We start from the raw sequence: 11889 nt of genomic DNA on the forward strand, positions 1-11889 counted from the left end.
TCCCGCAACCACTCCCGCCCCGCCCAGCATGCCGCCCAAGCCAGCAGCAATGTTGGCTGAAGTGGCCACGGCAATAGCAAAGATCAGGAACCGGGCTGCATCAGTCAATTGCTGGGCAAGCAACACAACGGCGAACGCGCCAAGCGAATGGGTTGGCTCAACGGGCACCCGGGTCTTGCGGGCGAACAGCATCTCAAGCGCAGCCAGCCCCAGCGCAAGAGCAGCGAACATCTGGCGCTGAACCGGCCCCATCCGGGGCAAGGCAATCCCTGACAGCCATGCCACCAGCGCGCCGCTGGCCATGGCGCAGACCAGCGCGACCACCAGCGCCATCGGCCGCGCGCCTTGCCGCGCAGACAGCGCCGCGACCAGCACCTGATCGCGCGCACCGATCCCGGCGAGGAACACCGCCAACAGGGCAAAGAGAAAGCCGGACATGCACGCTGACTGCGCCTTTGCCGCCCGCGCCGTCAAGTCTGGGGAGGCAAAAGCAGTTCGCGGTGCTGCTGCACTGTCGTCAGGATCCACTCCTTGCCCGCCCGGATCCGCGCCAGTTGATGCGTATCACGGTGCGTGACCAGCCAGAACGACCGTTCAATCCGCCGATCTGGCAAGACAGGGGCCAGTGCCGGGTCGGCATCGCCGATGAAGCAAGGCAAGGCGCCGATCCCGGCCCCGGTGGCAATCAGCTGGTGCTGGGCATTGATACTGGACGAGCGCAATTGCGGCGACAGGCCGGGATGGAATTCATCGAGATAGCGCAATTCCGGGGCATAGATCATGTCCGGAATATAGCCGATCAGCCGGTGCGATCCGGCCAGATCAGCAGGCCGCGCAGGCGTGCCTTGCACCGCAAGATAGGCCGGACTGGCATAGAGCCGCAGCGCATAATTCGCCAGCTTGCGCGCCAGCATCGGTCCGGCCTTGGGCCGTGACAGCATCACCGCAATGTCCGCTTCACGCTTTGACAGGCTTAGAAATCCGCTGCTGGCGACCAGATCGAGCGTCAGTGCCGGGTGCATCGCGGCAAAGTCCGAGACGAAGCGCGAGAGGAACCAGGTGCCGAAACCTTCGGATACGCTGATCCGCAAGGCGCCCGACAGCTGCGATCCGCCCGCCACCGCGCCGCCGATTTCATCGATCGTGCCGGCCGCCTGAGCCATGCCTTCTACTTGCACCAGCAGGGCTTCCCCGGCTTCTGTCAGGACTTGGCCTTCGCGGGTCTGCTCGAACAAGGTTGTACCAAGCCGCCCTTCAAGCCGTCGCAGCCGCCGGCCCATGGTGGTGGCATCCAGTCCCATCGCACGCCCGGCGCGGGTCAATTGCCCGGCACGGGCAATGGCGAGGAAGGCCTGCAGATCGCTCCAGTCAGTTCCCTGCATTATTGCATGTCCATCCGGCAAAATTGCACATTGCCTGCACCTATTATTGACGGCAGGGGTACTCGCAAAGCAGTTTCGAGAGGATAGTTGCCATGCGCATGATCGATCATTTCATCCACGGCGGCACGGCCGGGCTGGCCAATGCCCGCAAGCATGCGGTGATGGATCCCAACAACGGCGGTCAGCAGGCCGAAGTGGTGCTGGGCGGAGCCGATGCGCTGGACCGCGCGGTGGCGGCGGCGCAGGCAGCACAGCCGGCCTGGGCGGCGATGAACCCCCAGCGCCGCGCGCGGGTGATGTTCGATTTCAAGGCGCTTGTCGAAAAGAACATGGACGAACTCGCCGCGCTGCTCAGCGCGGAACACGGCAAGGTGATTGCCGACAGCAAGGGCGATATCCAGCGCGGGCTGGAAGTGGTCGAATTCTGCTGCGGCCTGCCGCACGTATTGAAGGGTGATTACACTCACGGTGCCGGGCCGGGGATCGACGTGACCTCGCTGCGCCAGCCACTGGGCATCGGCGCGGGTATCACTCCGTTCAATTTTCCGGCCATGATCCCGCTGTGGATGGGCGCCATGGCCATGGCTGTGGGCAATGCCTTCATCCTCAAGCCGAGCGAACGTGATCCCTCGGTGCCGGTGCGGATTGCCGAGCTGTGGCTGGAGGCGGGCCTGCCCGAAGGCATCTTCCAGGTGGTTCACGGTGACAAGGAAATGGTTGACCTGATCCTCGATCACCCGGCGATTTCGGCAGTCAGCTTTGTCGGGTCGAGCGACATTGCCCAATACGTCTATTCGCGCGGCGTGGCCGCCGGCAAGCGCGTCCAGGCGATGGGCGGGGCCAAGAACCACGGCATTGTCATGCCCGATGCCGATCTGGATCAGGTGGTGAACGACCTGTGCGGCGCGGCCTTTGGCAGTGCCGGTGAACGCTGCATGGCGCTGCCGGTGGTGGTGCCGGTGGGCGAAGACACTGCCGAACGCCTCAAGGCCAAGCTGATCCCGGCGATCCACGCGCTCAAAATCGGAGTGTCGAGCGATCCTGAAGCGCAGTACGGCCCGGTCGTCACCGCCCAGCACAAGGACAGCATCGAACGCTGGATCCAGACCGCAGTGGACGAAGGCAGCGAACTGGTGATCGACGGTCGCGGGTTCACGCTCCAAGGCCACGAGGCGGGCTATTTCATGGGCCCGACGCTGCTTGATCGGGTCACCCCCGCAATGACCAGCTACCAGAACGAAATCTTCGGCCCGGTGCTGCAGATTGTCCGCGCCAAGGATTTCGAGGAAGCGCTCAGCCTGCCCAGCCAGCACCAGTATGGCAACGGTGTCGCGATCTTCACCCGCAACGGCCACGCCGCCCGCGAATTTGCGGCCCGCGTCAATGTCGGCATGGTCGGGATCAACGTGCCGATCCCGGTCCCGGTCGCCTACCACAGCTTCGGCGGGTGGAAACGCTCGGGCTTTGGCGACACCGACCAGTACGGGATGGAAGGGCTGAAATTCTGGACCAAGCTCAAGAAGATCACCGCCCGCTGGCCCGATGGCGGCGGCGATGGTAGCAACGCCTTCATCATTCCGACCATGGGGTAAGCTGTGCCGCTGATCCGCCTGCTGCTGACAGCCTTGCTGCTGTTGCAGTCTGCCACTGCCGTGGCAGGCGGCAAGCGCATTGCTCTGACTTTCGATGACGTACCGCGCCAGCGCGGTGCCTTTTTCACGCCAGAGGAGCGGTCTGCCCGGCTGCTGACAGCGCTACGCACTGTCAAGGTGCGGCAGGCCGCGTTTTTCATCAATCCCGGGCGGCTGGAACAACCCGATGGTCTGGGCGGGGAAGCACGTATTGCAGCCTATGTCGCGGCTGGGCACGTGATCGCCAATCACTCGTTTTCGCATCCGGCCTTGCAAGCCGTGAGTGCGGAGGACTACCTCGCCGATGTAGACAAGGCGGCGCTCTGGCTCAAGGGTCGGCCCGGGTATCGCCCGTGGTTCCGCTTTCCCTATCTGGACGAAGGCGGCACCGACAAGGCAAAGCGCGACAAGGTTCGCGCAGGCCTGGCGGAACGCGGCCTGCGCAACGGGTATGTCACTGCGGACGGCGTGGACTGGCACCTTGAACAACTGTGCATCGATGCCCGCAAAGCCGGGAAGCCAATCGATATGAAAGCGCTGCGCCGCCTCTATCTGCAAATGCAATTGAGCGCCGTGGAATACCACGATGCCATGGCGCGCAGCACCCTTGGCCGATCGCCCGCCCACGTCTTGCTGCTCCACGAAACCGATCTTGCCGCTCTGTTCGTGGCCGATCTGGTTGCCGAATTGCGCAAGGCTGGCTGGACGATTGTCACGGCTGATCGGGCCTTTGCCGATCCCTTGAACCAGGCGATGCCCGAAGTGGCCTATGCCGGAGGCACCTTGACTGGCGCCATGGCCTGGGAAAAGAATATCGACCCCCCGCTGACCCCGCTATGGATCGGGGAAGCCGTTGCCACCCAGTTGTTTCAACGCCGGGTGCTGAAAGAGACCGCCAGCAAATGACCGATCAGTTCTCCCTCAACTCCGACCAGCTCGCCATTCAGGATATGGCGCGCAAGTTTACGGCGGACCGGATCACGCCGTTCGCCGCCGAATGGGACGAGACGCACCACTACCCGGTGGACGTGTGGAAGGCCGCCGGTGAGCTGGGCTTCGGCGCGATTTACGTGTCCGAGGAAAGCGGCGGGATTGGCCTCGGGCGGCTGGAAGCGGCCCTGATCATGGAAGCGATGGCCTATGGCTGCCCGGCCACATCAGCCTACATCTCGATCCACAACATGTCTGCGTGGATGATCGACACGTATGGGTCGGACGCGCTCAAGGAACGGTTCCTTCCCGATCTGGTCTCCATGGACAAGATTGCCAGCTATTGCCTGACTGAACCGGGTTCGGGCTCTGACGCGGCAGCATTGAAAGCCAGCGCGCGGCTCGACGGGGATCACTATGTCCTCAACGGAACCAAGCAGTTCATTTCGGGCGCGGGCTATAACGACGTCTATGTCGCCATGGTCCGCACCGGCGATGACAAGGCCAAAGGCATCACCTGTCTGGTCGTGGAAAAGGGCACACCCGGCCTGTCATTCGGCGCGCCCGAAAAGAAGCTGGGCTGGAATGCCAGCCCCACCGCGCAGGTTATTTTCGAGGACTGCCGCGTCCCCGTGGCCAACCGCGTCGGCGCGGAAGGTGAAGGCTTCCGCTTTGCCATGGCCGGGCTCGACGGCGGGCGGCTCAACATCGGGGCCTGCTCGCTCGGCGGGGCGCAGCGCTGTCTGGACGAGGCGATCAAGTACACCAAGGAACGCCAGCAGTTCGGACAACCGATCGCCGATTTCCAGAACACCCAGTTCATGCTGGCCGACATGGCGACCGATCTGGAAGCAGCCCGTGCGCTGCTCTACCTCGCTGCCTGCAAGGTCAGCGCGGGTGCGCCCGACAAGAGCCGCTTTTCCGCCATGGCCAAGCGGCTCGCGACCGACAGCGGCAGCAAGATCGTCAACGATGCGCTGCAACTGTTCGGCGGCTATGGCTATCTCAAGGACTATCCGATCGAACGGTTCTGGCGCGATCTGCGCGTCCATTCGATCCTTGAAGGGACCAACCAGGTAATGCGGATGATCGTTGGCCGGGACTTGTTGCGGCAATGACCGGACCTGTGCCCCACTGTCCGTTCGTGTCGAGCGAAGTCGAGACACAGGTGAGCGGCATCTCGACTTCGCTCGATGTGAACGGAGCTTTGTGTGAGTGAAGACGTAATCATCCGCCGCGAAGGCCAGGCCGGGTTCCTCTCGCTCAATCGCCCCTCCGCGATCCATGCGCTGACCCTGCCGATGGTCCATGCGATGACTGCCGCCTTGCTCGAATGGCGGGACGATCCCGCCGTCAGTGTGGTGATCATCGATCATGCCGAAGGGCGCGGGTTCTGTTCGGGCGGAGACATCGCATTCTTGCGCAATTCCGCGCTGAACGATGGCGGCGCCTCCGGGCGGCAGTTCTTTCACGATGAATACCAGCTCAACCACCTGATCTTCACCTACCCCAAGCCGGTCGTCGCCTTCATGGACGGGATCACCATGGGCGGGGGCGTGGGGATCAGCCAACCGGCGCGGTTCCACGTCGCGACCGAGAACACGCGTTATGCCATGCCCGAAACCGGGATTGGCCTGTTCCCCGATGTCGGCGGCGGCTGGTACCTCTCGCGCCTGCCGGGGCGGATCGGACAGTTCCTTGCGCTGACCGGCGCGCGGCTCGACGGGGCGGAGTGCAAGTGGGCCGGGCTCGCCACGCATTACCTGCCGCATGACGCGCTGGCCGAAGCCAAGGAACGGCTCGCCCACGGCCACGATCCGGCGCAGGCGCTCGCGGCGCTCGCCGTGACCCCGCCCGAAGCCCGGATCGAACGCAACGCCGCGCTGATCGCCCGCCATTTCGCCTCGGACCGCTACGAGGATATCCTCGCCAGTCTGGAAGCCGATGACAGCGAATGGGCGGCGAAGGAGCTGGCCACGCTGCGCACCAAGTCGCCCCAGACCTGCAAGGTCGCGCTGCGCCAGTTGGCGGACAGCCTGGCCTGCGAGACTTTCGCCGACAACATGGTGATGGAATACCGCGTGGCCAGCCGCGTCCTGACCTTGCCCGACTTTGCCGAGGGCGTGCGGGCGGTGATCGTGGACAAGGACAACGCGCCGAACTGGAACCCGGCAACGCCCGAAGGCGTCACCGCCGATCTGATCGACAGCATCTTTGCCCCCTTGGGTGAAGGCAACGAATGGAAACCCCTATGAGCTTTGAGACCATCCTTGTCGAACAGCGCGGCGCGGTGACGCTGATCACGCTCAACCGCCCACAGGCGCTCAACGCGCTCAATTCGGCGGTGCTGGAAGAACTGATCACGGCCTTTGCCGCGTTCGAAGCCGACCCCGGCCAGCGCTGCGCGGTGCTGACCGGCGCGGGTGAGAAGGCCTTTGCTGCGGGCGCGGACATCAAGGAAATGGCCGAAAAGCCCGCCGCCGAATTCTACAGCGCCGACTTCTTCAGCCGCTGGACCAGTCATCTGGTCAAGACCACCCGCAAGCCTTGGATCACGGCGGTCAATGGCTTTGCACTGGGCGGTGGGTGCGAGCTGGCGATGATGGCGGACTTCATCATCGCGAGCGAAAACGCGAAGTTCGGCCAGCCCGAAATCAAGTTGGGGGTGGCCCCCGGCATGGGCGGCAGCCAGCGCCTGACGCGAGCCGTGGGCAAAGCCAAGGCGATGGAAATGTGCCTGACCGGGCGGATGATGGGCGCCGAGGAAGCCGAACGCAGCGGTCTGGTGGCGCGCGTGGTGCCACTCGCATCGCTGGTGGAAGAAGCGCTCAAAACCGCCACGGAAATCGCCGCGATGCCGCCGCTCGCTGCCGTGGCCAACAAGGAAATGGTCAACGCCGCGTTCGAAACCACGCTCGATCAGGGGATCCTGATGGAACGCCGGATCTTCCAGGTCCTGACCGCGACCGAGGACAAGGCCGAAGGCATGGCCGCCTTTATCGAGAAGCGGCCGGGGGTTTGGACGGGAAAGTGATCTTTGCGCTCGTCTTGACTGGCGTAGGTGCGCTGTTTTCATGGCTAGCAATCCTTGGTTGGCGACATCGAAATCAGGAGAGCATCAGCCTTCTCGAAGCGGGCATCCTTAAGGCGACCGGCGCTGAGCCACTGCCACTCAACCGGTTTGATCGGTGGTTACAGCGATTTCAGCTCGTAATGATTTCGATTCTTGGTCCACTGGCACTCTTCGTTGGTGGATATGGATTCCTCTCAGAACTGGGTGTGTTATGAAAATCGCCTTCATCGGCCTCGGCAACATGGGTGGCGGGATGGCCGCGAATCTGGTCAAGGCCGGGCATGAGGTCCACGCCTTCGATCTCAGCCCGGATGCGCTGGCCCGTGCGCGCGACAACCGCTGCCAGACTTACACCTCGGTGCGGGAGGCCGTGCAGGGGGCGGAGGCGGTGGTCTCGATGCTACCCAACGGGGCGATCGTCGATTCGGTCTATGGCGCGGACGTGATCGGCCAGACCCCGACCAGCGCCTTGCTGCTCGATTGTTCGACCATCGATGTCGATACCGCGCGCAAGGTTGAAGCCGCAGCGCGTGCTGCGGGTTACGCGATGGTCGATGCCCCGGTTTCGGGCGGGATCGCGGCGGCCAATGGCGGCACGCTGACTTTCATGGTCGGCGGCAGCGCCGAGGCCTTTGCCCGCGCTGAGCCGATCCTTGCCGCGATGGGCAAGGCCGTGATCCACGCCGGGGTCAGCGGCGCCGGACAAGCCGCCAAGATCTGCAACAACATGATCCTCGGCGCGACGATGATCGCCACTTGCGAAGCCTTTGCCATGGCCGACAAGCTGGGGCTCGATCTGCAGACCTTCTTCGACATTTCCAGCAAGGCCTCGGGCCAGTCATGGTCGATGACCAGCTACTGCCCGGTCCCCGGCGTCGGCCCGCAAAGCCCGGCGGACAACGGCTATCAGGGCGGTTTTGCAGCCGCGCTGATGCTCAAAGACCTCAAACTGGCGATGGAAGCCGCACAGGGCGCCGGCGCGCAAGTGCCGATGGGCCAGCGCGCCGAGGAACTCTACGCCCGGTTCGCTGAAGCCGGTAACGGCGGACTGGACTTCAGCGCGATCATCAAAACGCTCTGACATCGCAGTGATGTTGGAAAACTGGAGCGGGCGAAGGGATTCGAACCCTCGACCCCAACCTTGGCAAGGTTGTGCTCTACCCCTGAGCTACGCCCGCTCGAACGCCTGCGAACCGTTGCCGTGTGGCAGTGGTCCGGGGTGGAGGCGCGCGGTTAGCAAAGGGGCATGGGCTTGCCAAGCGGAAAATTGGGTTTGCTGCGCAAGCGGGTGACAAAGGTGCATTAGCCCTTCACAAAGGGGCACAAAGTCCCACATTGGGGCGACAAATCCCGTTTCCCGCATGGAGTGGTGCGCCGTGGCAAGCATGGGCCTGAATATCGACGAACAGAAAGCGGTCGATCGCTTTCGCAAAACCGTGGTCGAACCTTCGATGACGGGGCTGGTGATTCTCGATTTCTGGGCCGAATGGTGCGGACCGTGCAAGGCCCTGTCGCCAGTGCTGGAAAAGGTTGCGGGCGAATATGCCGACAAGGGCGTGGTGCTGGCCAAGGTCAATGTCGATGAAGAGCAATTCATCGCCGCGCAGTTCCAGGTGCGCTCGATCCCCACAGTCTATGCGATGTTTCAGGGCCAGCCCGTTGCCGACCTGACCAATGCCCGCAGCGAATCGCAGCTGAAGGGCATCCTTGACCAGCTGCTCGCCAAATTGCCGATCCATCCCGGCGAGGCTCCCAAGCAGGACATCGCCCCATTGGTCGCCATGGCGGAGGAAGTCCTGGGTGAAGGTGACGCGCCGCGCGCGGCGGGGATCTATGCCCAAATCGTCGAAATGGCTCCGCACGATGCCGCCGCGCAAGGCGGCTTGCTGCGCGCATTGATCGCTGCCGGTGAGATCGAGCAGGCCGAGGCAGCGCTGGCGCTTGTGCCAGAGGAATTGGCCGCCGATCCGGAAGTGCACCGCGCACTCGCGGCCTTGACCCTTGCGCGCAACAAGCCTGAAGATAGCGAGCTGGCAGCGCTGCGCGCCGCCGCGACGGCCGATCCGGCCGATATGGCTGCGGGGTTGGCCTATGCCGAAGCCGCCTTTGCCGCAGGCGAACGCGACGCGGCGGCGGACAAGCTGCTGGCTATGATCCAGGTCGATCGCGAATGGAACGAAGGCGCGGCGAAGGCGCGGCTGCTGCAAATCTTCGAAGCGGTCGGTTTGGAAGACCCGTGGGTTGCAGGCCAGCGGCGGCGATTGTCGCTGCTGCTGTTCGGCTGACGGCAGCCGGACGCGAAGCGGTGCGAATCTCGATCTTCCCTCTGCCCGGCGCCACGCTGTTTCCCGGCCTGCAATTGCCGCTGCATATTTTCGAGCCACGCTACCGCGCGATGGTGCAGGACGCATTGGCCCGCGACCGGCGGATCGGAATGATCCAGCCGCAGCGCGCGGAGGACGGCGCGCCGCTGTTTCGGATCGGCTGCCTTGGCAAGATCGGCGAGGTCGAAGCGCTGGACGACGGGCGGTTCAATCTGGTGCTGGAAGGGGAAAGCCGGTTCCGCCTGCTCCGCGAGCTGGATGTCACCACCCAGTTCCGCCAGATCGAAGCAGAGCTGATCCCCGAGGAACCGCTGCCCGCACTCGCCCCGGTCGAACGCGCCCTGTTCGAACGCGAATCCCGCGCCTTTGCCGATGCTCAGGGCTATGCGGTCGATTGGGATGCGGTGACCCGGCTTGACGACGAATCGTTGATCAACGGCGTCTGTCAGATCGCCCCGTTCGATCTTGCCGCCAAGCAGGCGCTGATCGAGGCCGATACGATCAAGGAGCGCTGCGAGCTGCTGGTGCAGCTGATGCAGTTCTTCGGTCGACGTGACCGTGATGATGGACGGGTTACACTGCAGTAGGTGCAGTTCCGCCCCGGTCGCGCAGGGTAAGGATCAGCCCGAACGCCAGTTCGATCAAGGCAAACGCCAGCATCAGCGGCACATCGCGCCCCGGCAGCCAGAACAATCCCGCACAGCCCACCATGGTCAATGCTGCGCCAAGCACCCAGAAGGTGCGGTCGCCATAGGCAGTCTTGAATGCGAAATAATGGGTGCCAACCGCCAAGGCAGCAACTGGAAAGACCGCCACGGGCCGGACCGCGAGCATGAGCCACGCAGCAATCAACCCAGCGATCATCGCAATCGTGCTTTCCAAGGCGACGAGACCAAGCGGGTTGCCTTTTACCGAAGCGCTCCGTCCGAAACCAAACCTGCAGATTAGCGAACTCAGCGGAAAGATCAGGATACCGCCAAGGAAGAGGGTCGAGAAAGCCTGATCTCGGGTGCCTTGCGCCAGAACCCATGCGGCCGCGAGCCAGACCAGGCCGGACACGATCGCTCCCGGTCCGCCGCCAACGAAGGCCGCGCGCACCTGTGTCTGGGCATCATCGACGGTCATCGCCTGCCTCTCCCTTTCCCGACTACCCCAGCACCGCCTTGATCCCGTCGATCACGTATTGCGCTGCGAGTGCCGCCAGCAGCACCCCCAAGAGCCGGGTGATCACAGCCTCAACCCGGGTGCCGAGCAGCTTCATCAGCGGGCCAGCGGCGGCAAGGGCAAGAAAGGTCAGCAACAGGACGGCGGCCAGGGCGGCCAATACGACCAGCGTTTCAGGCGTGCCGTGGGCGCGGGCGGTGAGCAGCATGATCGTGGCGATCGAGCCGGGCCCGGCGATCATTGGCATGGCCATAGGGAAGACGGAGACATCCTCGACATGGTCCTCACGCACCTTTTCGGCGCGTTCTTCACGCCGCTGCGTGCGCTTTTCAAACACCATGTCCAGCGCGATCACGAACAGCATGATCCCCCCGGCAATGCGGAAGCTGTTGAGCTCGATATGCAGCGCGCCCAGCAGATCTTCACCAAACAGGGCGAAGACCACCAGGATCAGTGCTGCGATCACGCAGGCGCGCGAGGCCATACTGACCGCGAGCCGATTGGGCGCGCCTTTGACCAGTCCGGCATAGATCGGGGCGCAACCGGGCGGATCGATCACCACAAACAGCGTGATGAAGGCCGAGAAGAACAGGTCAAGCATCACCGCGCCTCAGCCCCCCGCCGCAACCGTTTCCTGCAGCACCACTTCATGGGTGGTGCCGTTCCACAGCCGCACGGTCACGGTGCGTCCGCCATCCGGAGTGACGGCGGAGCTGACCAGCACGGTCTGGTCGCGCGAAACGCTTTGCTTGAAATCGGTTCCTTCGGCCGGAGCCGTAATTGGCACGCCTGGCTTGCCTGAGCATTCGGCAACCTTGCTCTTGATCATCTCGGGCGCGAACAGCGCCACGGGGAGCCGGTCCCCATGATCGAGGATCCATTTGAGATTGCCGTCGATCCCGCGCGCCCAGACCGTGGTGAAATAGCCAGTCGAATCCGGGCGCTGCCACGCTCCGTGCGTGACTGCGAGCGAGCCGTCACAGCTCGACCAGACCAGATGCGGCTGCCACTTCACCGCATGGGCCGGATCGGGCTTGCCCTTCAGAAAATCGAGTGCCTTGACCCGCTGCGGCACGAACATTTCCGCTTCGGGCGCGGCAGTGGCACGAAAGGCGGTCCATTGGCCCTTTTCCTGGGCCAGCTGGTTGAATCCGATCTCGGCCGCGATCACGCCGCCGGGATTGGCCACCGGGCGCAGCGGCGGCCCCTTGGGTCGCCCGCCGCCGCTGCAAGCGGCGAGGGCAAAGCTGAGGGACAGGGCGAGGCTGACGGTGGCAAAGCGCTTCATGCGCCGCAGCTTAGAGCGGGAATGAGTGCGCGCCAAGGGCGAAGGACTAACCAATCCTCCCCCTTTGGGGGAGGTGCCGAGTGAAACGAGGCGGAGG

General features: G+C 63.9%; 13 protein-coding genes and 1 tRNA gene. 8 read left to right on the forward strand and 6 right to left on the reverse strand.

Annotation, left to right across the window (positions count from 1 at the left end; translation table 11 throughout):
* Both MNBBLIKP_RS01525 and MNBBLIKP_RS01530 read right to left on the reverse strand, forming a co-directional pair.
* Positions 1-438, reverse strand: a 438-nt coding sequence (locus MNBBLIKP_RS01525) for a hypothetical protein (RefSeq protein ID WP_088306778.1), incomplete at its 3' end; no start/stop codon positions are given.
* A gap of 32 nt (positions 439-470) precedes the next feature.
* Positions 471-1382, reverse strand: coding sequence for a LysR family transcriptional regulator (locus tag MNBBLIKP_RS01530; protein ID WP_088306780.1), 912 nt, complete (start codon positions 1380-1382; stop codon positions 471-473).
* Positions 1383-1474: 92 nt separating this feature from the next.
* Here MNBBLIKP_RS01530 and MNBBLIKP_RS01535 point away from each other — a divergent pair, with 92 nt between their 5' ends.
* From MNBBLIKP_RS01535 to mmsB, 6 genes are all read left to right on the forward strand, one after another.
* Positions 1475-2974, forward strand: a complete 1500-nt coding sequence (locus MNBBLIKP_RS01535) for a CoA-acylating methylmalonate-semialdehyde dehydrogenase (RefSeq protein ID WP_088306782.1) — start codon at positions 1475-1477, stop codon at positions 2972-2974.
* Between the two features lie 3 nt (positions 2975-2977).
* Entirely contained in the window at positions 2978-3919 is a 942-nt protein-coding gene (locus tag MNBBLIKP_RS01540; RefSeq protein WP_088306784.1) for a polysaccharide deacetylase family protein, read from the forward strand.
* A complete protein-coding gene (locus MNBBLIKP_RS01545; protein ID WP_088306785.1) occupies positions 3916-5061 on the forward strand; it encodes an acyl-CoA dehydrogenase family protein in 1146 nt (381 codons plus the stop codon). The genes MNBBLIKP_RS01540 and MNBBLIKP_RS01545 overlap by 4 nt, the downstream gene beginning before the upstream one ends.
* A 93-nt stretch (positions 5062-5154) precedes the next feature.
* Positions 5155-6198, forward strand: coding sequence for an enoyl-CoA hydratase/isomerase family protein (locus MNBBLIKP_RS01550; RefSeq protein ID WP_088306787.1), 1044 nt, complete (start codon positions 5155-5157; stop codon positions 6196-6198).
* Complete coding sequence (locus tag MNBBLIKP_RS01555; RefSeq protein WP_088306789.1) at positions 6195-6977, forward strand: enoyl-CoA hydratase-related protein; 783 nt, start codon at positions 6195-6197, stop codon at positions 6975-6977. Before MNBBLIKP_RS01550 ends, MNBBLIKP_RS01555 begins: the two co-directional genes overlap by 4 nt.
* Before the next feature lie 250 nt (positions 6978-7227).
* Positions 7228-8097: a 3-hydroxyisobutyrate dehydrogenase gene (gene mmsB / locus MNBBLIKP_RS01560; RefSeq protein WP_088306791.1), complete on the forward strand. Its 870-nt coding sequence runs from the start codon at positions 7228-7230 to the stop codon at positions 8095-8097.
* A 22-nt stretch (positions 8098-8119) separates the two neighbouring features.
* Here the strand turns inward: mmsB and MNBBLIKP_RS01565 are convergent.
* Positions 8120-8194: transfer RNA gene (locus MNBBLIKP_RS01565), tRNA-Gly, on the reverse strand.
* Between the two features lie 207 nt (positions 8195-8401).
* Between MNBBLIKP_RS01565 and MNBBLIKP_RS01570 the strand changes: the two genes are divergently transcribed.
* Together MNBBLIKP_RS01570 and MNBBLIKP_RS01575 are read left to right on the forward strand one after the other, a co-directional pair.
* A complete protein-coding gene (locus tag MNBBLIKP_RS01570; protein ID WP_088306793.1) occupies positions 8402-9301 on the forward strand; it encodes a tetratricopeptide repeat protein in 900 nt (299 codons plus the stop codon).
* A gap of 20 nt (positions 9302-9321) precedes the next feature.
* Positions 9322-9927, forward strand: coding sequence for an LON peptidase substrate-binding domain-containing protein (locus MNBBLIKP_RS01575; RefSeq protein ID WP_088306801.1), 606 nt, complete (start codon positions 9322-9324; stop codon positions 9925-9927).
* On the opposite strand, the gene MNBBLIKP_RS01580 is transcribed toward MNBBLIKP_RS01575, so the two are convergent.
* Genes MNBBLIKP_RS01580 through MNBBLIKP_RS01590 form a run of 3 tightly spaced genes read right to left on the reverse strand, consistent with a single transcriptional unit; the run spans position 9914 to position 11792 of the window.
* Positions 9914-10465 carry a DUF7010 family protein gene (locus MNBBLIKP_RS01580; protein ID WP_088306795.1) on the reverse strand — a complete coding sequence of 184 codons (552 nt, stop codon included), beginning with the start codon at positions 10463-10465 and terminating at the stop codon, positions 9914-9916. The two genes, MNBBLIKP_RS01575 and MNBBLIKP_RS01580, sit on opposite strands and share 14 nt — an antisense overlap.
* 22 nt (positions 10466-10487) lie before the next feature.
* Complete coding sequence (locus MNBBLIKP_RS01585; protein WP_088306797.1) at positions 10488-11105, reverse strand: MarC family protein; 618 nt, start codon at positions 11103-11105, stop codon at positions 10488-10490.
* 9 nt (positions 11106-11114) lie between these two features.
* Complete coding sequence (locus MNBBLIKP_RS01590; protein ID WP_088306799.1) at positions 11115-11792, reverse strand: hypothetical protein; 678 nt, start codon at positions 11790-11792, stop codon at positions 11115-11117.
* Positions 11793-11889: the final 97 nt, after the last annotated feature.

The organism is Novosphingobium sp. B 225 (assembly GCF_002198665.1).
Classification (GTDB): Bacteria; Pseudomonadota; Alphaproteobacteria; order Sphingomonadales; family Sphingomonadaceae; genus Novosphingobium.

What these genes read in the sequence shown, in the direction of transcription:
- MNBBLIKP_RS01530 (WP_088306780.1), bottom strand. Translation starts at nt 1,382, where the DNA reads ATGCAGGGAACTGACTGGAGCGATCTGCAGGCCTTCCTCGCCATTGCC.
- MNBBLIKP_RS01535 (WP_088306782.1), top strand. Translation starts at nt 1,475, where the DNA reads ATGCGCATGATCGATCATTTCATCCACGGCGGCACGGCCGGGCTGGCC.
- MNBBLIKP_RS01545 (WP_088306785.1), top strand. Translation starts at nt 3,916, where the DNA reads ATGACCGATCAGTTCTCCCTCAACTCCGACCAGCTCGCCATTCAGGAT.
- MNBBLIKP_RS01555 (WP_088306789.1), top strand. Translation starts at nt 6,195, where the DNA reads ATGAGCTTTGAGACCATCCTTGTCGAACAGCGCGGCGCGGTGACGCTG.
- mmsB (WP_088306791.1), top strand. Translation starts at nt 7,228, where the DNA reads ATGAAAATCGCCTTCATCGGCCTCGGCAACATGGGTGGCGGGATGGCC.
- MNBBLIKP_RS01570 (WP_088306793.1), top strand. Translation starts at nt 8,402, where the DNA reads ATGGGCCTGAATATCGACGAACAGAAAGCGGTCGATCGCTTTCGCAAA.
- MNBBLIKP_RS01580 (WP_088306795.1), bottom strand. Translation starts at nt 10,465, where the DNA reads ATGACCGTCGATGATGCCCAGACACAGGTGCGCGCGGCCTTCGTTGGC.
- MNBBLIKP_RS01585 (WP_088306797.1), bottom strand. Translation starts at nt 11,105, where the DNA reads ATGCTTGACCTGTTCTTCTCGGCCTTCATCACGCTGTTTGTGGTGATC.
- MNBBLIKP_RS01590 (WP_088306799.1), bottom strand. Translation starts at nt 11,792, where the DNA reads ATGAAGCGCTTTGCCACCGTCAGCCTCGCCCTGTCCCTCAGCTTTGCC.